General features: G+C 68.8%; 27 protein-coding genes and 1 pseudogene. All 28 read right to left on the minus strand.

Features of this window, described 5'->3' with window-relative positions; all coding sequences use genetic code 11:
* Nucleotides 1-495 (minus strand): YgjP-like metallopeptidase domain-containing protein (locus ACZ53N_RS33500; protein ID WP_469144572.1); only part of this gene is annotated, 495 nt, incomplete at its 3' end.
* Nucleotides 496-555: 60 nt separating this feature from the next.
* Entirely contained in the window at nucleotides 556-903 is a 348-nt protein-coding gene (locus ACZ53N_RS33505; protein WP_469144573.1) for a hypothetical protein, read from the minus strand.
* 127 nt (nucleotides 904-1,030) lie between these two features.
* Nucleotides 1,031-2,230 carry a DNA cytosine methyltransferase gene (locus ACZ53N_RS33510; protein ID WP_469144574.1) on the minus strand — a complete coding sequence of 400 codons (1,200 nt, stop codon included), beginning with the start codon at nucleotides 2,228-2,230 and terminating at the stop codon, nucleotides 1,031-1,033.
* A gap of 52 nt (nucleotides 2,231-2,282) precedes the next feature.
* Nucleotides 2,283-2,705 (minus strand): hypothetical protein, encoded by a 423-nt coding sequence (locus ACZ53N_RS33515; RefSeq protein ID WP_469144575.1) that lies wholly within the window; start codon nucleotides 2,703-2,705, stop codon nucleotides 2,283-2,285.
* Nucleotides 2,693-3,241, minus strand: a complete 549-nt coding sequence (locus tag ACZ53N_RS33520) for a hypothetical protein (RefSeq protein ID WP_469144576.1) — start codon at nucleotides 3,239-3,241, stop codon at nucleotides 2,693-2,695. The genes ACZ53N_RS33515 and ACZ53N_RS33520 overlap by 13 nt, the downstream gene beginning before the upstream one ends.
* A gap of 42 nt (nucleotides 3,242-3,283) precedes the next feature.
* Nucleotides 3,284-3,481, minus strand: coding sequence for a hypothetical protein (locus ACZ53N_RS33525; protein WP_469144577.1), 198 nt, complete (start codon nucleotides 3,479-3,481; stop codon nucleotides 3,284-3,286).
* Nucleotides 3,478-4,296 carry an N-6 DNA methylase gene (locus tag ACZ53N_RS33530; protein WP_469144578.1) on the minus strand — a complete coding sequence of 273 codons (819 nt, stop codon included), beginning with the start codon at nucleotides 4,294-4,296 and terminating at the stop codon, nucleotides 3,478-3,480. Before ACZ53N_RS33530 ends, ACZ53N_RS33525 begins: the two co-directional genes overlap by 4 nt.
* 469 nt (nucleotides 4,297-4,765) lie before the next feature.
* Nucleotides 4,766-4,981, minus strand: a complete 216-nt coding sequence (locus ACZ53N_RS33535; protein ID WP_469144579.1) for a hypothetical protein — start codon at nucleotides 4,979-4,981, stop codon at nucleotides 4,766-4,768.
* A gap of 136 nt (nucleotides 4,982-5,117) precedes the next feature.
* A complete protein-coding gene (locus ACZ53N_RS33540) occupies nucleotides 5,118-5,348 on the minus strand; it encodes a hypothetical protein (protein WP_469144580.1) in 231 nt (76 codons plus the stop codon).
* Nucleotides 5,349-5,432: 84 nt separating this feature from the next.
* Complete coding sequence (locus ACZ53N_RS33545; RefSeq protein WP_469144581.1) at nucleotides 5,433-5,975, minus strand: hypothetical protein; 543 nt, start codon at nucleotides 5,973-5,975, stop codon at nucleotides 5,433-5,435.
* Nucleotides 5,976-6,032: 57 nt separating this feature from the next.
* Nucleotides 6,033-6,599, minus strand: a complete 567-nt coding sequence (locus tag ACZ53N_RS33550; RefSeq protein ID WP_469144582.1) for a hypothetical protein — start codon at nucleotides 6,597-6,599, stop codon at nucleotides 6,033-6,035.
* Nucleotides 6,600-6,679: 80 nt separating this feature from the next.
* Nucleotides 6,680-7,315, minus strand: a complete 636-nt coding sequence (locus ACZ53N_RS33555) for a hypothetical protein (protein ID WP_469144583.1) — start codon at nucleotides 7,313-7,315, stop codon at nucleotides 6,680-6,682.
* Nucleotides 7,316-7,377: 62 nt separating this feature from the next.
* On the minus strand, nucleotides 7,378-8,175 hold the full coding sequence (locus tag ACZ53N_RS33560) for a hypothetical protein (protein WP_469144584.1): 798 nt from the start codon (nucleotides 8,173-8,175) through the stop codon (nucleotides 7,378-7,380).
* A 186-nt stretch (nucleotides 8,176-8,361) separates the two neighbouring features.
* Nucleotides 8,362-9,027, minus strand: coding sequence for a hypothetical protein (locus ACZ53N_RS33565; protein WP_469144585.1), 666 nt, complete (start codon nucleotides 9,025-9,027; stop codon nucleotides 8,362-8,364).
* Nucleotides 9,024-9,377, minus strand: a complete 354-nt coding sequence (locus ACZ53N_RS33570; protein ID WP_469144586.1) for a hypothetical protein — start codon at nucleotides 9,375-9,377, stop codon at nucleotides 9,024-9,026. The genes ACZ53N_RS33565 and ACZ53N_RS33570 overlap by 4 nt, the downstream gene beginning before the upstream one ends.
* A gap of 130 nt (nucleotides 9,378-9,507) precedes the next feature.
* Nucleotides 9,508-9,849 carry a hypothetical protein gene (locus tag ACZ53N_RS33575; RefSeq protein ID WP_469144587.1) on the minus strand — a complete coding sequence of 114 codons (342 nt, stop codon included), beginning with the start codon at nucleotides 9,847-9,849 and terminating at the stop codon, nucleotides 9,508-9,510.
* Nucleotides 9,850-9,864: 15 nt separating this feature from the next.
* The gene (locus tag ACZ53N_RS33580; protein WP_469144588.1) at nucleotides 9,865-10,167 is read right to left on the minus strand and encodes a hypothetical protein; all 303 of its coding nucleotides are present in this window, start codon (nucleotides 10,165-10,167) and stop codon (nucleotides 9,865-9,867) included.
* 620 nt (nucleotides 10,168-10,787) lie between these two features.
* Nucleotides 10,788-11,279: a hypothetical protein gene (locus tag ACZ53N_RS33585; protein WP_469144589.1), complete on the minus strand. Its 492-nt coding sequence runs from the start codon at nucleotides 11,277-11,279 to the stop codon at nucleotides 10,788-10,790.
* Nucleotides 11,280-11,308: 29 nt separating this feature from the next.
* On the minus strand, nucleotides 11,309-11,716 hold the full coding sequence (locus tag ACZ53N_RS33590) for a hypothetical protein (RefSeq protein WP_469144590.1): 408 nt from the start codon (nucleotides 11,714-11,716) through the stop codon (nucleotides 11,309-11,311).
* 166 nt (nucleotides 11,717-11,882) lie between these two features.
* Nucleotides 11,883-12,716 carry a hypothetical protein gene (locus ACZ53N_RS33595; RefSeq protein ID WP_469144591.1) on the minus strand — a complete coding sequence of 278 codons (834 nt, stop codon included), beginning with the start codon at nucleotides 12,714-12,716 and terminating at the stop codon, nucleotides 11,883-11,885.
* A gap of 90 nt (nucleotides 12,717-12,806) precedes the next feature.
* Nucleotides 12,807-13,958 carry a PD-(D/E)XK nuclease family protein gene (locus tag ACZ53N_RS33600; RefSeq protein ID WP_469144592.1) on the minus strand — a complete coding sequence of 384 codons (1,152 nt, stop codon included), beginning with the start codon at nucleotides 13,956-13,958 and terminating at the stop codon, nucleotides 12,807-12,809.
* 85 nt (nucleotides 13,959-14,043) lie between these two features.
* A complete protein-coding gene (locus tag ACZ53N_RS33605) occupies nucleotides 14,044-15,141 on the minus strand; it encodes an AAA family ATPase (RefSeq protein ID WP_469144593.1) in 1,098 nt (365 codons plus the stop codon).
* A 31-nt stretch (nucleotides 15,142-15,172) separates the two neighbouring features.
* The gene (locus ACZ53N_RS33610; RefSeq protein WP_469144594.1) at nucleotides 15,173-15,526 is read right to left on the minus strand and encodes a hypothetical protein; all 354 of its coding nucleotides are present in this window, start codon (nucleotides 15,524-15,526) and stop codon (nucleotides 15,173-15,175) included.
* 127 nt (nucleotides 15,527-15,653) lie between these two features.
* Nucleotides 15,654-16,226, minus strand: a complete 573-nt coding sequence (locus ACZ53N_RS33615) for a hypothetical protein (protein WP_469144595.1) — start codon at nucleotides 16,224-16,226, stop codon at nucleotides 15,654-15,656.
* Nucleotides 16,227-16,428: 202 nt separating this feature from the next.
* Nucleotides 16,429-17,595, minus strand: coding sequence for a bifunctional class I SAM-dependent methyltransferase/NUDIX hydrolase (locus ACZ53N_RS33620; RefSeq protein ID WP_469144596.1), 1,167 nt, complete (start codon nucleotides 17,593-17,595; stop codon nucleotides 16,429-16,431).
* Nucleotides 17,592-18,194, minus strand: coding sequence for a class I SAM-dependent methyltransferase (locus tag ACZ53N_RS33625; protein ID WP_469144597.1), 603 nt, complete (start codon nucleotides 18,192-18,194; stop codon nucleotides 17,592-17,594). The genes ACZ53N_RS33620 and ACZ53N_RS33625 overlap by 4 nt, the downstream gene beginning before the upstream one ends.
* The gene (locus ACZ53N_RS33630; protein WP_469144598.1) at nucleotides 18,191-19,477 is read right to left on the minus strand and encodes an MFS transporter; all 1,287 of its coding nucleotides are present in this window, start codon (nucleotides 19,475-19,477) and stop codon (nucleotides 18,191-18,193) included. The genes ACZ53N_RS33625 and ACZ53N_RS33630 overlap by 4 nt, the downstream gene beginning before the upstream one ends.
* Nucleotides 19,474-19,918 (minus strand): annotated as a pseudogene (locus ACZ53N_RS33635) (hypothetical protein); the annotation flags it as partial. The gene ACZ53N_RS33630 and the pseudogene ACZ53N_RS33635, both read right to left, overlap by 4 nt.

A 19,918-nucleotide genomic window follows, 5' to 3' on the forward strand; every position in this document is an offset into this window, starting at 1 on the left:
AGCAGGGCGTCCAGGTTGTTCGTCACACAACGATCTTGGACGCCCTGTCTGCGTTCCCGGACACACCGTCAGCATTCGGAATGACTCGTCTAGGGCTTGGGCTGTTTCGGTGGGGTTGTTGATTGCGGCCTGCTGGATGCGGATCTCGGGCCCCGGGTGGGTGTGGTGGTGGAGGGCGACCGGGGGGTTCTGGGCGGCGTTCGGGACGACGCGCAGGCGGTGCGCCCGGCCGAAGACGTTGAAGCTCTCTCCGTCGGTGAGCTGCTTCTCAGGGTTGTGGGGGGCGGTGCGGAGATGGGTGCTGAGCTGGCGGTATATCCACTCGCGGCGGCGCTGTACGAGGTCTGCGGCCTGCTGGTTGGTGGTGTCGAGGGGGCCGCGCACGATGATGTCGCCGTTGGGCGTGACGGTGACGCTCAGGGTGGTGCGGTTGGTGGTGCGGAGGGTGAAGGGCAAGGGGGCGGTGGTGACGTTGGGTGAGGGCGAATAGGTCATGATCTGGTTTCTGCTTCCGGGGCGGAGTGGGCCAGAGGGCAGTCGCTTGCAGTGGGGCGCTCAGTGCTGGCTGCAGATGAAGAGTTCGGGCACGCCGTGGGTGACGAGGTCGACGTTGGCGTGGGTGGTCTGGCCGCAGTTCTGGCAGGCCAGCAGGAAGACGCGGGGCAGCCGTAGTGGCCGTATGGGCGCTCTCTCGCTGATGCGCAGGGGCAGGGGGTCGTCGTTGAGGTCAAGCAGCTGGTATCCCGGGTCGCGGGGGTCGGGCTGCGCGTCTTGGACGATGAGCGGGGCAGGGTCGTTGGGGAGGGCGAAGGTGTCGCCGGGGCTGAGTCGGCTGGCGGGCAGGCTGTCGGGAAGGGCAACGGTGACGATGAATGGGGGCGTCGCCGGGGCGTGGGTGGTCACGGTTCTCCCTGGTGGTCGAGTCGGGTGTGGAGCGGAGGCAAGGGGGTGCTGCTGGGTGGCCCGGTTGCTTCGGGAGGTCGGCGGGTGATGCCCGGCTCGGTCGCGCCGTCAGGGCGGGCGCTGGCAGTCACAGGATTGCGGCGAGCTTCTGGCCATGCCAGGTGGCGATGTTGACGGGCACGGCGTTGCCGATCAGGCGGGTTCTCTCGGTGTTGTTGCCCTGGAACCGGTGGTGGTCCGGGAACCGTTGAGCGCGGGCCTTCTCCAGGGTGGAGAGCATGCGTATCCGGCAGTTGTCGAGGCTGTCGCCGGGGATGACGAGCATGTGGTGGTTGCCCTCGGCAGTGATCGTGCTGATCGGCTCGTCGAGGGACTGGGCGACGCAGTTGTTGCGCATGATGGCGATGAACGGCTTGCCGCCGTACCTGGCCCGGCCCAGGTCGATCTTCCGGCGGGTTTCGTCGACGTAGGGCCGGAACGTCTTGCCCGGCTTGCCGTCCCCGACGCGGCGGGTGGGTAGGGAGAAGTCGATGCAGTCACCGATGGGGCGGGTTACCGGTTCCACCTCTAGGTGGCCGCATCGCCGGTTCGGGCACACGTACTTGTACGAGGTGCCATAGATGCCGATCTTCCTTCGGATTCCCTTCGCCCACCGTTGCGTGCCGTGCACGGGCCCGCAGTGGGGGCAGGCGGCGAGAGGACGGGGGCGAAGGTCGGGGGCCGGTAGGCCTTTCCGTACGAAGGCGAAGAGCATGCGGTGGCGGTGCTGTGGGGCGCTGCCCTTGTCCCCGGCGTCGATGTGGGCTGCGTTGACCGAAGTGAGGTGTGGGGTCAGGCCGAGGCGGTAGAAGCCATTCAGCCAGGTGTCGAAGAGTCTCCAGGACAGGCCGAAGCCGGGCACGTTTTCACCGGCGACCACGTCGAAGGGGCGGCCGGCGTCGATTGCGGCCTCGGTGGCGCGTAGGAGGTCCCATGCCGTCGCCCGGGTCAGGGACCAGTCCGCGGGTAGGTTCTCGTCGTTCTCCTCCTCGGCTTCGTCCAGCGTCAGTTGTGCTTTGGGGGCGGCGCGGCCCCCGGCGGGTGAGGCCTCCTTGCAGATCGGCGAGCCGACCAGGACGCGGGCTTCGGGCAGGCGCCGCATGTCGAGGGTGTGGACGTTCTCCAGGACACCCCGGACGCCGGGGAAGTTCGCCCGGAGTGTGGCGATGGCGGGAGGGGCGTGGTTGGCGCCGAGCAGGGGGCGGAAGCCTGCGTTCTTGAAGCCGGCGAGGTCGCCGCATCCACCGGCGAACAGGTGGATGGACGTCGGGGCGTCGGTGGTGGTCAACGAGGTGCTTTCGTGCGTAGCGGGTCGGGGCAGCAGGGAGGGCGTGAAGCGGTTATGAGAGGGCCGTGGGGCAGATGTCGCGGATGAGGTCGGCGGCTGCGGCGGGAAGTCCAGAGAGATGGCCGTTGGGGAGGTAGCCGGTGAAGACGATCGCGCCCGAGGTGTCGTGGAAGCCTCCGCCCAGTTCCTCGATGGCGAGGCCTGCGAAGAAGTTCGGCAGGAACATGGCCCGGCTCTTTCCGCCGATGACGGCCAGGCTGCCGAAGGATGGATGGATGTAGGTGATGACCTCAGGGGCGTCGAGCAGCTTGCGGGCGAGGATCTTGGCTTGGCCGGCGGGTTCGTTGCCGAGGTCGAGTTCGGTGAGCGCGCCGTTGGGCTGGACGAGGAGCACGGTGTTTTCGGGCATGGCGAAGCTGTCCTTGTTCAGGTGGAGGGTGGGAGTGACGTTCGGGGCGACGGCTAGGTCATGCACCAGCCGGAGTCGCAGCCGACGTCGATGGGGAGCTCGTCCTGGGCGCGGGTGATGGCCTCGCGGAGCGGGCGGCCGCCAGCGGTGAGGAACACCGGGTCCTTGGCCTGGAGGCGGCGGCGGATGTTCAGCATCTCTTCGAGGTGGCACGCCTTGCCGAAGAGCTGGGGGCGGTCGCGGTGCATCTTGGCCCAGGACTCCCGGGACTTCAGCGGGCAAAAGAAGCAGGCGCTCTTGGGCGGCACGAGCAGCCCCGCGTCCCGGATGATCTCGATGCAGTCGGTGCGGCGCAGTCCGAGGTCGAGCAGGGGGTAGTGGATGCGCTCGTACGGTTCGGTGCGGCGGTTGGTGGCCCGGCTGATCTCGTCGAGGCTGATGCCGATCCCGACGGTGGCGGGGTTGTCGGCGCTAGCACCGTGGGAGCGCAGCCACTTGCCGATGACCTTGACCTTGAAGTCCGTGGTGCAACTACGCATTCCGGGCTTGCCGTTGCTCATCCGTACGGGGATGGGCAGGGAGCGGGAGTCTCGGCGCATCATGCGGCCCCACAGGGTTTCCAGCTCGCCGATGCGGGTTCGGCGTTAGCGGATGTGGAGGTCGATGCCGTGCTTGGCCGCGTAGCCGGCCGCGATGTGGCGGACGTAGTTCAGGGTGCGGGGGTCTTCGCTGTCGTCACCGGTGTTGGCGAAGATGAAGTTGCGGTAGGGAATTTCGCGCTGGGCGGCCAAGACCAGGAGCGCGGTCGACTGGACCCCGCCGCCGTAGCTGACGGCCATCATGCGGCAGTCACCGGCTGGCTCAGCAGGGCCTCGACCTTGCGTATCCCGGCGAGCATGGTGGCCTGGCCGACGATGCGGTCACGGTGTTCGAAGACGGCTCGCGCTTCCTCCATGGCCTCCGACACCGCGTTGGGCCGGGTGAGGGTGTCGGCGCAGGCGATGGTCACGTTCGGCCCGAGATTCCAGATGATCGCGTTGACGGCCGCGCACGCGGCGGCGATCTCATCGATATCGACTCCCGACCACCGGAAGCGCGCAGGATCCGCGCCGCGTTGGCGGAGGCTCTGGGCGGCGGCGCGCAGCATGCCTCCGCTGCCGCAGGCAGGGTCGTGGATGTGTTCGCCGGGCTGGAGCCTGTCGAACTTGTCGTCGAGCATGCCGGCGGAGAGCTCTTGCAGCATCATCTCGGCGATGCAGTCGGTTATGGGTGGCGGGGTGTGGTGCTCGCCGAGACCTTGCTGGGCGCCGTGCGAGCGCAGCGCGGTGATGGTGGGCGAGAGGACGTCGGCGGCACTTCGGAAGAAGGGGTCCTTGTGGCCAGTGAGGTCGAGGAGCCCGGAGGTCAGCGCGGCCTTGGTGACGGCGCGGGTGACGTACAGGCGGTGCTTGTCGTGGTCGTTGTCGTTCAGCCACTCGTGGAGAATGCGGGCCCGGTCGATGAGGTCGGGGCGCTGTATCCAGTGGGTGGACCAGATGTCCCGGTACATCTGGATCAGCTGGGTGTCGTTCTGGGCGAGGATCTGGTGGGCGAGATTCGGGCCCTTGGGGTCCTTGGTGCGTATGAGGGCCAGGGCGGCGACGATGCCGATGGGCACTTCGATCGCGGTGCCTCCGTGTTGCCGGTTCCAGGTGGAGGCGACGGCCTCCCCGATCCGCTGTGCTGCCTTGTCTGGGTTGCTGGGGAGGCGAGGGGGCAGGGAGCGGACCGCTTCTTGCGCTCGGGGGGCGGCCTGAGGTGCGGCAGGGACCGGGGTGGCCGGGGCGCTGGGTTTGGTGAAGGCCGCGGGCATGGGGGCGCGGGGCGGGCGAGGCGGTTCGGCGGGGGCCGTGAGGCTAGCAAAAAGGTCGAGTTGAGTCATCTCTGCGTCACTCTTCGTGGTGGGTGGTGGGTGGTGGGCGTGCTTCGCCTGCCCGGCGCGGATCGCGGGGCAGGACGGCGGGCTGGGCCGAGGGCTGTGCGGGTGAGGTCTTGGCCGGGGTCGGCGGTGGATGGCCGGGGCGCGGCTGGCTGTTGCGCCCCGGCCGTTGCGCCGCGCGGCTGTGAGGCCGGGTGTGGTTGGCGGGTTAGAAGCCCATGCCGATGGCGTCGGCGCTCTTCGCGTCGAGGGGCGCGCCGTCGGGGCCGTCGAGGGTGAACCAAACCTCTTCGTCGACCTGGTTGACGGCGACGATGTCGAAGGTGTGGATCTCGGTGGGGCCGACGCGGAGGGCTGCCTTCAGCTTGCTGCCCTTGATGCGGACGGTAAGGGTCTGGCTGGTGGCGTCGGCGAGGTCGGTCATTGTGGGTGCTCCTGTTGTTCGGCTGTTCGTTTGCGAGGGTTCCCCCTCAACTTTTAGTTATATTCTACTATCATTTGGGGTGGGGTCAATCCCTGAACTCCCAGGTCAAGGGGGTGCTGAGGCAGGTCTTAGGCCGTCAGTCGAGTGAGCGGCTGAACTTCTCCAGCGCGGCCTGGCGCTCGGCCCCGTGGGTGCCAGCCCGCAGGTGGCCTAGGGCCGAGACGGCCCGGCGGAGGTGGTACAGGCTGTCGCTGGCTCGGTAGTCGGCTGTGCGGGGGTTGTCGTTCTCCCACTGCTGCATGCACTTCAGGGCGATCTGGGCGGCGAGGTGGGCGAGGGCGGCAGGCTCGGTGCTGTCGTGGGGCATGAGGTCTTCCGTGCGTCGAGAAGGAGGGGGGCGGCGGCTGGCCGGCGGCCCAAGTGAGCGGCTGGCCGGTCAGGCGGCGGCAGGTTAGGGGAACGGGATGGGGAAACCGGCCCGGTAGGTGACGCCGTACTCCGGCGGCATGGGCTCCCCGGTTTGGGGGTCGGTGCAGTAGGCGTCGAAGACCTCGGCTTCAGGCATGGGTGTCAGGGTCGGGCTGGTGACGGCCCAGGCCCGGACGGTGCAGGAGTCGCGCACGAGGTGCCGGGCCGTGATGCCGGTCGGCGCGGCGGTCGCCAGGGCTGCGGCCAGGATGGCGCGCACGGTGAGGAAGCCTTCGAATTCGCTGTGCGGCGTCCAGGTGGCGGTGACCAGGTCGGCAAGGGCTTGTGCGTGCAGTGGCTCACGTCCGGAGATCTGGCAGGAGACCGTCACGACCACATGGCCGGGCCCCAGGGGGCGATGACCGGACACAAGGTGGTGCAGCAGGCGATCCGCTCCACGTGTTGCCGCGTCGAAGAGCACCTGCGGGTCTATGCCCAGGCGAGCTGCGGTGGCGTGGATGAGGTCGCGGGCCGTGTCGGTGTGCGGAAGCGGGCTGGGGGTCGGGAGGGGCGGTGAAGCGTGCATGGCGGGGTCCTTTGCGGTGGTTGGGGTGGTGGTGGGGCTTGTGCGCGGTCGGGGAGGTCAGCCGTCGATCCAGAGCACGCCGTAGGGGGTGCGCAAGACGGTCGTTGTTCCGGCCTTCTTGATGTCACCGATCAGGGCGGCCCAGCTGACACGGCCTGACGGGTCTGTGTAGGGGGCGAGGTCCCAGCCCTGAGGCGTGCCGGCCAGAGCCGTCAGCACGGCCGGGAAGGACGGCCCGTGACCGAGAACCTGGGCGCGCAACTCCTCGTGCCGTTCCCGCAGGATTTGGCGCCAGCCCTCGTTCCGGGCTTCCCAGGGCTTAAGGCCGTGCGCGCCGGAGGAGGAGCGCCAACCGCCGTTGGGGTAGAGGGCGCCTGCTTCACGGAGCGCCACCCAGGCCGTCGCCCGCTCGCGGGAAAGGGTCTCGGGGCGGAACTGCACGGCGGTCACCGTGATGTTGCGCCAGGAGATATTGCGGCCGTACCGCAGGAGGGTGTCAGTGTGCCGGATGACGGCGGACGCACGGGCCTGCGCGGCCGTGGGTGCATCGCCCACGGGGATGACGTACTCCCAGAGGGAGCCTGCGGAATGTTGGAAGCGGACCAGCCAAGTGCCGGTGACCATCGTGGTGTCCTTCTCTTCCCGGTGCGCCCGCCGCGTGGCGGGCGCACCAGTGGTGGAGGCTGAGGAGACGGTTGCCGACATCAGTGGCTGTTCTCGTTGGTTTCGGGTTGGTCGTTCAACGCGTCGGCAAGAGCGCGCAGGGTGGGGAGGCTGCCGTTGGCCTGAACGGCTCGGCTGGCACACTCGGTGAGCACGTCCAGGCGCCCCTGGAGATCGGCCACTTGGGCGGACAGGCGCTGCGCCTCCTGGGCAGTCACTGCCAGGGCGGCGCGGGCTTGCCAGTGCACCCGCGTCTCACCAGGTACGGGCGGCACCACCGTGGACGGGTCGCAGAGCGCGGCCAACAGGAGGGCGCTGGGCCACCGGAAGATGTAACCCTCTGGGGCGAGGTGGCGGGCGCCGCGCGCCAGCAAGGCCCGGAGGTAGTGGTGGACGCTGGAGGGGACGGTGTTGAGCACCTGCACGACTTCGGTTTGGATGCGCCGGTAGCCGGAGGCGTAGGGCTCATCGCGCCAGTGGGGATCGTGGCTGGCCCATGCGCGCATCACGGGCGTGAGCGCGTCGAGATCGGCGGCCGGGATGGCCTGCAAGCGGACACCGGCCATGAGGGCGCGGGCGTCGGCAGCGGCGTCAGCGGCGCCTGCACCCCAGTTGTCTGTGCGGGGGTGGGGACGTACGGCCTCGTCCAGGGCGGCGAGTATCTGTTCAGGTCGCATGGATCTTCCGGATTCGGAGACGGTAAGGCGTGGGTGCGCCGGCTGCGGGGCGCGGGCGGGTGTCAGTCGGGCAGGTTGTGCCGGAACAGGTCGGCGATCTGCTGCGGGCTGGCGCCCAGCAGGGCGACGACTCCGTCGTCCTGCCACTCGCTGCCGTCGGCGGGGTGCGTGCTGATGTGATGCCAGCCGTCCGTGAAGCCGACGACGCCATGCCATACGCCGTCGTGCGTGAGGCCGACTCCCCACCCCTGGCAGTGGGTCGGCTGGGTGCGGGCATCGAAGTGCCCTGCGGTGATGAGGGCCGCTTCGATGCGCCGGAGGAACGCGCGATCCTCGCTGTCGGGGTCGTCGAAGGTCAGCAGGGCATCGATGCCGTCGGCCCACTGCTCGGGGTCCTCGTGCGCGGTGGAGTTGGACAGGAGAAGGTCGATGGCCCGTACGCCGTCGGTGGGGATGGTGGAGCCGGGCTGCGGGAGCTGGGCCTGCCAGACGGTGCGCATGGGCCGCAGCTCGTCATAGTCGGGCAGCTCGTTGAGGAGCTGAACGGTGTCGGTGCGGCCGTCGGCCAGGGCGACGACCTGGATGTACACGGAGGAGGTGTGGTGGCGGATGGTCGGCATGTCGTCGACGGGCCGGACGGGCAGGTCGAGGTCGGTGGCGATCGCGGCGAGCAGCCGCCGGGCATCGTCGGCCACCATGTCCTTGGAGACGGGCATGCCCAGCGGTGCGGACAGGATGTCGGTGATCAGGAGAGCCATTTCGTAGTCGAGGCTCAGCGTGTACTGGTCGGGCAGCCGGTCCGCGATGGCCTCTGCGAGGGCCCGAGAGCCGAGGCCGAGCGGCTGTGCGGTGGTGGTCATTGCGTGGTGCTCCTGTTCTGCGGGCATGGCGAAGCAGGCCGGGTGGCCTGGAGTGATGGGGGTGAAGGGGCGCGGCCTGTTCGGCCGCGCCCGGCAAGGAGGGTGACCCCCTCCTTGTGGTTATATTCTACTACCTTTCAGGGTGGGGTCAACCGCGTTTCAGCACGTCAAGCGGGGGGTGAGGTGTCAGCCGACGACTCGGCGGATCTCGGCAAGCGCGCTGCTGGACAGCGGGTCGTACCCACCGTCCGCCCGCTGGGGGCCGACGAAGAGGGCCGATCGGTGAACATGCCCGATGGGACTCCCGCAGCCGTGCATATCGCCCGCGAGTGCGGCGAGTATGCCGCAGGCCACATCGTTGTGAGGCGCCCCCAGGTAGAGCGGGACGAAGCGAGCCAGGCACCAAGCGTCTTCGCCGGCAGGGGAGGCGGCGAAGGTGTCGCCGACCATCTTCCTGATCACGTGGCTCTGAATGGCCGGGGTCCAGAGCATCGGACGCATCATGCCGTCCCGTGTGACGATCAGAGCCTGCGCGGGCATGCGGCGTAGCGGGGATGGCTGGGCCACGAGCTTCGGCGCCGGTGCGGGCGCGCGGTGCAGCAAGGGCGGGCGGGGTGCGAGCTTGGGCGTCGGTGGAGTGATGGGGCTGACGCGCGCCGGGGGGTACCAGCCGCCGTAAATCTGCTGAAGCGGTTCACGCTTGCTCTCCAGCCGGTACCACAGGCCGACCCCGGCAACCTTGTCGACTGCCGTGATGTGGAAGCGGGCGGGCTTGTCCCCGTAGCGAACCAGGTCCCCGCCGACGGTGCGGAGTCTGACTCGGTCCCCGACGGTGTACGTGCTCTTGCTCATGTATTTTCCTCATTCGGTGCCCTGTGAGGGCGGGTTGGGGCAGCGTCGACCCGACGGTCGGCGTGCAGGACCTCGAGTGCCTGAGCGGCGTCGAGGAGAACTTTGGCCTCGCTCCGCCGGCCGAGCAGCCGCAGGGCGCACACCTCGAACATCAGCGGCCAGTGGCAGGAGGGCACCGCGGCCGCGAAGCCCTCAAAGTCCTGCCGGGCCTTGGCGGGCGCCCGGTGTATCCATGCCCGGAACGCGACGAGTTGGACAGTGGCGGAGGCGCGCCGGGTCTGGTCGCCCGTCAGGCCGAGGTCGTCGATGATGTCGGCGACGTCCTTGAGCGGCAGCAGTCGGTTCAGCACGGGATCGGGGCTCCTTCTGCGTCGTCGGGGGTTCGTTGGGGCCCAACTGTTGGGGTGTGCGGCAAGGTCGTCGTTGGTGAGGGGGCGGCGCCTCACGGCGAGCGGGGCGCTACGTCAGCAGGGTGTGCGCCTAGTAACGGATGTGGACGGGGGGCCGGTTCGTCCTGATCGCGCGAGGGCGGCGCCCGGGGCGGGGCGGAGCCTCCGTCGCCGCCCGCAGCACCGTGCCGGCTGCCAAGTCCTCCGCGTCGCGGCATGCCTGCGAGCTGATGAGGGCGGAGAAGTGGTCACACGCGGCGTCCAGCTCGTTGGGGTCGATTCCGTATCGCGCGGCCACGCCGTGCCAGGTGTTGAGCGCATTGCGGGTCAGGGCCGTCATGGCCTCCTGGGCCTGTTCTGCGGTGAGGCCGTAGGTGAGGGCGAGGGAGAGCGTTGCCGAGTCGTCGGTCATGGGATCGGTAGCGGTGATCATCTTTAGTTCTCCGATTCAGGTGCGGCGGGCGCTGTCGCGGGCGGCGGCAAGGTGGGCGCGGTAGGCCTCGGCCGCGATGGCGCGGACCTTCGCCGGGTCGGGGTCGATGGCGTTCTCGACGGCCTGGGCGATCTTCTCCGCGACTTCACGAAAGCCCGCGCGCACGGTGATCTTGCGGCCGTCGGTGGGGGTGAGGGTGTAGCTCCAGGTGAAGGCTTCCTCTGTCAGCCGGTGTTCGCCGTAGCGGCCGGTGGCAGTGAGGAGCTGGAACTGGGACTTGGCCGCGGTGAACGTCAAAATCGCGGGGATGTCGGACATCGCTCTTCTCCTGATTGGTGGTGAGGAGGGTTTTCCTCCCTTTCGTTAGTTAGATTCTACTATCTTCATGGGGGGTGTCAAACTCGTTTCCGCAGGTCAAAAGCCCCGCAGGGATGGGCGCGGCAGGTCGCCGTCGGTTGGCCTCCTACGCCGCAGCCGGCTCGGCCGCTGGCCGCCGACGAAGCGTCGCCTGCCCGGCCCTGCGGCTCTCCGACCTTTGGGCCACCACCCTGCATGGCCCGCAGAGCGTCTGGCCGAGCCGGCGGTGCCTCTTGACCCCGGTGCTCGAGCCGCACGTGCCAGCGTGGGACTTCTCCTCGGGCAGGGGTGGAGCACCCGCCGCCTCATCCACCAGGCGCCCGTTGACCCACAGGCGCGCGGCGCATACCCCGTCGAACCGGCTGGCCTTCGGTCGCACCCGCTCGAAGCATTCGAGAAGAAACGGGCACGCGGTGCACGTATCCATCAGCGGTCCGCATGACTCCTTGAGCCGCTTCAGGCTCTTCAGGAGTTCAATGTCGGGCACGTATTCGGTACGGCCCCCGCAGGGGGCGTTGTCGGTCCAGGCGGAAGAGGCGGTCGAGTCGATCACAGGGCTGGGCTTTCCGGGTGGAGGGGGCTCAGAAAAGGGCCGGGTGGCCCTGAACGGCGGGGAGGATCGCGTACTTCGCGCACGCGGCGGACAGTTCGAGTTCGCTCTGGCGGCGGGACCACGGTTCGGCGGACAGCTGGGCCCACACCTCCACGGAGCGGTAGGGCGCGCAGGACGGCACATACGCGCGCTCGTGCGCCCGCAAGGCATCGACGGCCTTCTTCAGCCGGCTGTATCGGTGCGGCGTCAACCGTTCGTGGATGCGCGCGGCCACCTCGCGCCAGGTGAAGGAGTTCCAGCGCGGCCCGCCGGGGATGGCGAGCTCGTAGCGGAAGCCGCAAGGTGATGGCGTCCAGGTGGCCACACATCCCGGATCCGGTTCGAACTCAAGCCGACGGACGCGGAACTGGTCGTTCCTGGCCGCGAAGGCCTCCCGCCCCCAGGTCTCCCTGGCGTACGTGTCGGGGAGGTCGATGAAGGTCAGCAGCTCGGCAGGAGAGAAGAAGTCCCGTGCCGCCATGGCGGCATCGTCATCTGAATGCGACAGCATCAGGCGCCCCCGAAGCGGGGGCAGGTGGCCAGGTGGGCCAGCGCCGCGGCGATCAGCGGCTCCAGCGCCAGATCCCCGCACGGCTTGAAGGAGTAGGCGGCGGGCACGGTGTCGTACGCGGTGCAGCGCCACGGAACGGCCGGGCTGTCCTCGGGGCAGTGTGAGAGATGCCAGCCCGAAAGCTGGGAGCGGTCGGAGGGCAGGGCTTCCTCGCTGGCGACGACGAGCAAGGAGCCGTCAGGGGTCATCGAGCAGAGGGCGAGGCCGCCGCGCGTCTCCACGTACGTGGGCAGACCGGAGGCTTCGAGTGCGGCCACCACATCGCCATACGTGCGAAGCGCCTCAAGCTCGCGCGCACCGTACTCGGCGCGGATGGCGGTGATGGCCTCGACGGTCGTCCCAGACACAAGCATTTCCTTTCAGATGAACACCTATTAAAGGGGCGCGTCCGGAAAACTTCCAACTCGAACCCCAAGGCAGTCTGCAATCTCCCTGCCCTTTAGGTATATTCTACTATCAATATTGGGGGTGGCAACTCCGCACTCTCAACCCTTGATGCAGATAGCTGTACACCTATTTTGGCCTCGTCGTTGACGCCTCTGCGCGTTCACGACGGGCCCGGCGCATCTGAGCGAGTCGAGCCTTGGCCACCTCGGATAGCTCACCCCCGCCGGGCCGCTCGCGCACCGCAGCCAGTACCCGCTCGTTGGCCTCCCGCGCCGCCCGTATGCCCGTTTCCTTATGTGCCCGTTCTTGGGCCTCCCGGGCCGCTCTGGGGTTCGTTCCGCAACCGCGACAAGACCGCCCCGGAGCCTCCCGGTGAGTGGCGCACCCCGGCGCCTCCGGGCCGACAACAGCTACTTCCCCCTGGTCCTGAGACGGTGCCTCACCCGACTCGGCCTCAACTGAACCCGAGGGGGTAGGGGGAATCTTCTCCTGTGGGTATTCACTGTGGTTACTACCAAAAATGCCTGACTCGCCTGCGGCTGGTTCCCCGATGCCTGAATACCCGTCTTCGGTGCCCCCGGTTATCGCCACCTCTTGCTCCAGCGTCCGTCCCAGCTTTCGAGCCAGCCGCCGGGTCTCGGTGCGCCGGTACTCCTCGGCCACCCACTCCTGCGCTATGTCGAAGACCTCCGTGTAGCGGGCGATCTGGCCGTTGGGGAGCCGCTCCGTGACCACCCGGTAGTAGCCGACCTCCTTCAGCTCCTTCACCGCGTTGCGGACCGCGTCACGCCCTTCCTTCCCCTGGGTGGCTATCGCCTCCGTGCGGGCGATCCAGCCGTCCGGCTTCGACAGGAGGAATGCGAGGATGCCCCGCGCGCGGAAGCTCAGCCGAGAGTCCTCCAAGGTGGCGTTGGAGATCACCGTGAAGCCCTCGGTGAGTCGGCGGCGGAGAATGGACACGCAGGGCCTCCAGGGCGATGCAGGAGCTGGTTGAGGGGAAGCAGGCGGAAACCCCCGCACCGGCCTGGTGCGGGGTCTCCAGAGGGGGTGTCAGGCGCGCTTAGGTGCGCGGGTGACGTTGATGGAACGAGGCGTCTTACGACGTGCCGACGTGCGCAAGGGCACGGCCACACCGGCTCGGCGCGCCACCTTCACCATGCGGTCCACGTCGGGTCTCATCGGGACGGCCAGGTCGGCGTTCTCGAACGTGTCGACCAGGGCTTCCACGTCGACCTCGTCTTTCGGCTTGCCGCCCGACCAGCCCAGTTTGTTCGCCCCGTAGATGCCTTCGGGGGAATCATCGATCATCGCCCGGCGCAGCACCTGGCGCTTGTTCGCCTGGCTGATGCGTTCGCGGTCGCGCACGTAGCCGGCCAGGACCTTGGCCCGGTCCTCGTCATCATGGACCAACATGGTCTGCACCGGGCGGCCGGGCGCTCGGCCCGGCCAACACGCCGAGGCCCAAGGGCAGAAGTCACACAGGTTCTTGACTGAAAGCCCCGGGCCGTCGTGGTCGCGAGTCAGCTCATCCGGACAAGCGGCCTCCAGAACCCGGTCCACCCACCAACGGGCCTGCTCCGCGAGCCACGGGTCGAAGTCGAACTCCTGAATGTCTTCCTCGCCGTTGTCCCGGCATACGAACCGGAAGCGGATCCGCTGCACGTCCACCGGGCCGAGCCGGTGCAGGTACCGCTGCCCGGGGACGTCGGCGAAGCCGGTGGTCCGCAGCAGATCGGCGTAGAGGAGCACCTGGCGCATCTCGGCCGGGGTCGGCCCGTACCGAAGGACCCGGTCCCAGACAGCGGAGGACTTGGTCTTCACGTCCTCAACGGTCACCGCCTGGGCGGGTTCCACCGGCCGGTGCCGCTTGGGCAAGCGGGCAGCGGTCGCGGCGTCGAGCTGCACGACGTCGATGTGTCCGCGGATCCGGTCATCCTCGACGAGGCGTTCCACCAGCCACCCGTATTCGGTGCGTGCGGACTCCAAAAGGCCGGTGTGGATGTAGGTCCCGAGGATCGCGGGCCGGGTGTCAGGGGTATCGGTGCGCGGCACCTGGTGCACGACGTATCCGGCACGGCGCTGGCACACCGTGTCCGAGGCGCCCAGCTGTGTTTGCTGCGATCGAGGGCGCCGAGCATCGACCGCTGTGGCGGCGGTCCAGATGGAGGGGGGTGCCAGCTGGGCGGGGGGTATTGCGGTCACGTGGATCTCCAAGAGGGCATGCCGGGCCGCCCGCTGGGGCTGGCCCGGCAGCACAGAAGGAGGAGGAGGAGGAGGAGGAGCGAGGTCAGGCCGCAGCGGGCAGGAGGTCATCGAACGGATTGCGCTCGCGCTCCTGCTCTTCCTCGGCGGCGGCCGCCCGCAGGCGGGCTGCATCGCTCGTCGGGTCGTCCAGCTTCGGCGGATTGGTCAGTGCCGCCGCCTCGCGCTCCATCGCAGCCCGGATCACGTTGATCTCATCCCGGGACAGGGACTCGTCTTCCCCCACGGTCTTCCACAGCTTCTTGAGGCCCTCGAGGCCGTCCTCCTTGGCGGTCTTTTCCGCCTTCTCGACCCACGGTTGGGCCAGGTCGCCGACGAGCTGGGGCGTCGCCTGGGGCGCGGCGTGCTGCGTGCAGCCCATCATCTGGAAGATCAGCTTCTCCAAGGAGAAGTCGGGCACCCTCAGGGGCTTCCCCTCGCGCGGGACCTTGAACTTCAGCGAGCGGGCTCCCACCACGTAGGCGATGTCGTCGCCCCGCAGCATCCGGACCCACACTGTGGAGTCGAACGCGAGCGACTTGTGGCCTTCCACCCGCCATGTCTTGGTGTTCGGTATCGGGTTGCCCGCGCCGTCCAGGGCCTGAACCTCCTTGCCCCGCGCGATCAGGATCACGATCCCGGGCGTGGTGCGCAGGAGATACATCAGCCGGTGCCACCGCTCGGCTGCGTCGTTCCACAGGTTCATGCCCGGCTTGATCTCCGCGTCCGGGTCGAACCGCAGAGACTTCTGACCAGCGTTGCTGCGCCGTGCGCGGTCCTGCGTCCAGTTCACGAGCATGCGCCACAACTGGGATACCGAGTCGATGACCAGGACCACGGGCTTCTCGCCGGCCGCCGCCGCCCGCTTGGACTCGGCGCGCACGGCTTCCACCTGACCCATGATGTCCAGGTATGTGCCGTTGTGCTGAATGATCTCGTAGTCGGCGCCTTCGACGGCTCCGTACTCGTCGGCGGAGTCTTCGCCGAGCTCTAGCCAGTACACCGTCCCGATGTGAGGGGAGCCGGTGAACTTGGCGGCCTCGAAGGTCTTGCCGCCCTTCTCCTCGCCCTCCAGTAGGACCAGGGGGTAGGGGACGACGCATGTGGGCTTGCGGGTGCGCAGTTTTGGTACGGACTGGGACATTCACTTCTCCAAGAGGCTGTTAGGTGAACACCTATTTGCAGGGTTCGCGAAGCGCCCGCGTTTCGAACAGGGTGCCCCACTCGGGATGGCGCTCCAGAATGCGGCGCACGTACCGCGACCGGAAGTTGTTGTTGAGGCGCCACGGCTCGCCGAGGGTGGCCAGGCCGTACTGCCACCTCAAAACCTCGAACAGCATGCCGATGCCGACGCGGGGAAGTCCGCGCGCAACGCAGTCGGCGGTCAGGGTCTCCAGGTGTTCCAGGATCCAGGGGTTGAGTTCATGGAATGCCTCGAAACGCTCCTGGATGCTCCGCGCCTCACCCGGACCGACTGGTTCCGGCTGACGGAGTGGCGCCATGGGTAGTTCGAGTTGCATGGTCGTCACGATCTCTCCCCTCCTGTTTCAAGTGAACACCTATTCTGCGCCACGAAGAGGGGCGGCCGTCAGTCGCCCTCTTCATAGTTATATTCTACTATCCATCCGTGGGGGGTCAACTCCACGAATCCGTGCCTCAATCCTTGCTGGCCCGTGCCTTGGCCCCGCGGGCGACAATCTTCGACCCCGGACCCTCATACGCCTTCTCACCCAGCGCCTTGGCGACATCCTCCTGCAGCGCCCACCGGTCCTGCCGGGTCAGCTTCAACGTCGTCTCCACGTGCCCGAGGACCGAGTCCAGCAGCCACAACTTCGAAGCCCCAGGCCCCTCCATCGTGTAGTCGACCGGTGCGAGGATCGGCGACTTCTTCTTCATCGCCGCCGCGATGTGCTCCTGCGTCACGTCGAACAGGGCCGCGTACTCCTGATAGCCGACGAGCGCCGGCAGATCCCCCTTGGTGAGGGGCTTGGTCGTAGCACCCTGGGCTTCCATCAGCTGCGCCAGAACGGTCTCATTGAGCTTCGCCCGGCCGGTGGGCGTCTGGAACGCCGCCGCCAGCCCTCCCGGCCAGTACGGCTTCCCGGAGACGATCGCGGCATCTTCGTACTTCAGCAGGCCGCGCGGAACCCACCGATCACTCACGGACGTCGGCGCGACATCAAAGAGCCGCGCGAACTCCTTGCGGCCGACGATCAGCGGCTTCCCCACAACAGACCCTTCCACTATCCACAACGTTGGGATAGCAGAATACTGCCGGGCCGCCCGAACGCCGCCCAAGCGCCAACCACCCCTGCCGCTGTTACGCTGACCAGGCACCTTCTCCAAGAGGCGCACGCCAGGCCCCTACTCATTGCCGATGCTGGGGGCCTTTGGCGTACCCAACCTCCCGCAGCGGAAGCTGCGCTTTCCGCTACCGATCGCCAGGGTCCAGCCGGTACACACGGGCGGGCGGGTGATCAATGCCCAGCCCCGGCTGCCACGCCCGTAGGGCTTGCGCGGACGGCACGAAGAGCGGCCCTGGCAGCGCGTCCGTCCTCGCCCACTCCCACCGGCTCACCAGCTCTGGCTCCACCGCCGTAGGGGTCCCCGCGTGCACGGCGACCACCGCGACGGCGGTCGCCCGGTTGGTGCCGCCGACCTCGTCGAGCAGCAGCGCGATCACCTCCACCTTGTCCGTCTGAGCGGACAGCGACGTCTCCTCGCGCAGCTCACGGACCGCGGTCTCCTCAAGGGACTCCCCGGGCTCGACCTTCCCGCCGGGGCACTCCCACACCCCGGACCGGTGCAGACCCAGAAGAACCCGCCCCTCGGCATCGGTGACGATCACGCACACCCCCAGAGCGGTCTGGGCGACCGGTGGGGCCGTCGTGCGCGGCCGGCTGGTCACCCGAGCGCACCGGCGGGCGGTGATCAGCTGGCAGGTCACCGGGTCGTCAGCCGCGGGCGACGGCAGAACAGCGACGTCCTCGACGAGAAACCCGGCCTCCACCAGCAGGTCCTCCCACAGGGCCGGGGTGAGCACCCACATCGAGGTCGTCAGCATGCCGTCATCACCCAGACGCACGCCTTCGGGGCGCGATTGGACGGTCGAGGACGGGCCGAGGCCGTCCCGGTTGGTGTGCAGCACGGAGAAGACCAGGCGTCCGCCGGGCCGGATCCGGGGCGCGAGCGCCGGCAGGAGCTGATGGGGGTCGACGAAGCCGAAGGAGTGCATGGCGTACGCGACGTCGTACGGCTCTGTCTCTAGGCGGAGGTGCTCGAGAATGTCGGCCAGGATGAAACGAACGCCCGGCTCGTCCTTGCTGTAGCGGTCGAGTGCCCGCTGGTGCTGGGTGGGGGAGCCGTCGACCGCGTCGACGACCGCGCCGTGGGCGCGGGCGAGGTGCACGGCATAGCGGCCGGTGCCGCTGCCGATGTCGAGGACCCGGCGGCCGGCCAGGTCACCGAGTACTTCGTCACCGGGCCCTCCGTCCCAGAACGTCCAGTTGGCGCGCTGAGGTTCGGGCGGATTGGTTCCGCGATCGAGGTGATAGCGCCCGAAGTCCTTCCACACCTGGCGATCGGCCGTGTCGCTCATCCGTGTCCCCTTGTCTCCGTGTCGTCGGCGCTCGGAGCCCGGAGGGCGTAGCAGCGCAGCGTCCCCAGGTCCGCGGCGCGGACCGTGCCCCACCGGCTGGTCAACAACTCCTCGTCCAGGCCAGTGATCCCAATCGATGCGTGCTCGGGGGGAAGGCGGTCGGCCATGGGGGTGACCAGCCAGAAGACGCCGCCGAAGTCCAGGAGGCTGCGCACGCGGTCGAGGAAGGACGGTTTGTCCTTGATGAACGCGAAGAGCAGCCGCGCGGTGATCAGCGCGAAGGCGCGCTGCGGCAGGGGCGGAGGCTGCACGGCCTCGATGTCCGCGCAGCAGTACTGCACCGGCCCGGCGGTCGGCTCGGCAAGAGCGGGGGCGACCGGAGTGCAGTCCAAGCCCGTGACCTCGTAGCCGAGATGGGCGAGGTGACGGGTCAGCGCGCCGTCGCCGCACCCGATGTCCAGCGCGAGGCGCCCACGGCCAGGGCCCGTGTACTGGGCCAGGAGCGCGGTTTCGGCGTCGGTGAGCGGGCTGTAGCGGCGACCGGATGCCCACAGTCTCCCCCAGTAGGCGGCTGGGTTGTCGATCTCGTCGGTGGTCATGCCGGTTCTCCTTCCGGGCGGGGGTGAGGGGCGGGGGCTGTGTCGGGAACGTGGTGCATAGTCCGGATCGAGGAGGCGAACAGCACGACGAACGGGATGGTGAGGGCGGCGGTGCCGAGGGCGAGGGTGTTCCACACGCCGATCCAGGTGCCGGCCGCCCCGGCGGCGAGGGCGGCGAGCGGGCGGGTGCCGTAGGTGATCCACTGCCCGGTGGCGAGCATCCGGCCCTGCATGCCCGGCTCGCACACGGCCTGGCGGATGCTGCGCTGGGTGGACCCCTGCGCGGTGGCAGCCGCCAGCTGGACGAACAGTCCCGCGGCGACGGCCACCTGCCCAAGTCGGCCGGGCTCGACCAGCACGATCGGTAGTTCGGTGAGGGGGAGGATGGCCAGGGCGGTGAGCATGACCCGGGCCGGGCCGTATCGGGCCACGAGCGGGCGGACGACGAGCGCGCCGGCGACGCCGCCGAGCGCGGCCACGCTCAGCAGGGTGCCCAGCGCGGTCGCCGAGTAGTGCAGGTCGCGCAGCAGGTACACAGACCAGATCGTGGTGAGCACGGCGAAAACGGCGGTGAAGGCCGTGCCGGTCAGCAGCAGCGGCCGGATCGTGGGGTGGCGCACCACGTACAGCACGCCCTCCTTCATCTCGCGCCGCAAGGTGGTCGTCTGCGCGGGCCGGTGCGGCTTGGGTTCGGGTGTGCGGATGCTGCCGATGAGGAGGGCGCAGGCGAGGTAGGAGGCGACGTCGAGGTAGACGGCGCGGGCCGGGCCGAGGGCGGCGACGACCGCGCCGCCGAGCTGGGCGCCGGTGCTGTCAGCCAGGGACGAGATCGCGCCTGCCTTCGCGTTCGCCTCCAGCAGGCGGTGGCGGGGCAGCAGGGAGGGGAGGTAGCTGATGCGGGCGGTGGAGCCGAACACGAGGGCCGTGGAATTAACCAGGGCGACCGCGTACAGCACCTCCAGCGACAGGCGACCGGCGGCGTCGGTCAGCGGGATGACGGCGAGGACCAGGCCGGAGACGAGGGTGGCGCCGATCATCACGGGGCGTTTGCGGTGGCGGTCGGCCAGGGCTCCGGCGGGAAGAGCGAACAGCAGCGGCGGCAGCCGCTCGGCGAACGCCAGGAGGGATACCTGCCACACCGAGGCGTGCAGCGAGACCACGGCGATCAGCGGCAGGGCCACCGAGGTGACGCCGCTGCCCACGAGGTCGACCGCGTTCGCGCCGAAGTATCGGGCGAAGTCCCGGTGCCGCCACAGGCTCTTTCCCGCCGGGGCGTTACTCACCGGGTGGCGCTCCCTTCCTCCGCGTCGGCCGGCTGGCGGGGGGAGGGCAGGGCGGCGTCCTGGAACTGGGCACGCTGCATCTCGTACAGCTCACGAAACGCCCCGGCCGCCGACGGGGCGAGGAGTTCTTCGAAGGTGCCGGACTCGACCAACTCGCCCTTGTCGAGGACGTGGATGAGGTCGGCGTGGCGGACGGAGGCGAGGCGGTGGGTGATCAGAATGACGGTCTGGCCGCCGTCGGCAAGCTTGCGGATCTGGTCGAAGACTTCCAGTTCGGCCTTCGCGTCGAGGGCGGAGGTGGGTTCGTCGACGATGAGGATCCGGGCGTTGCGGTAGCGGGCGCGAGGAAGCTGTCCGGAAACAACGCGTTGCTTTGACGGGGGCATGATCGTTGATCTTCCGTGGTCATATCCCCGCCGGTCCCTGGTCAACTGACTTCGC

The sequence above is a fragment of the Streptomyces sp. NPDC033229 genome (assembly GCF_055576875.1).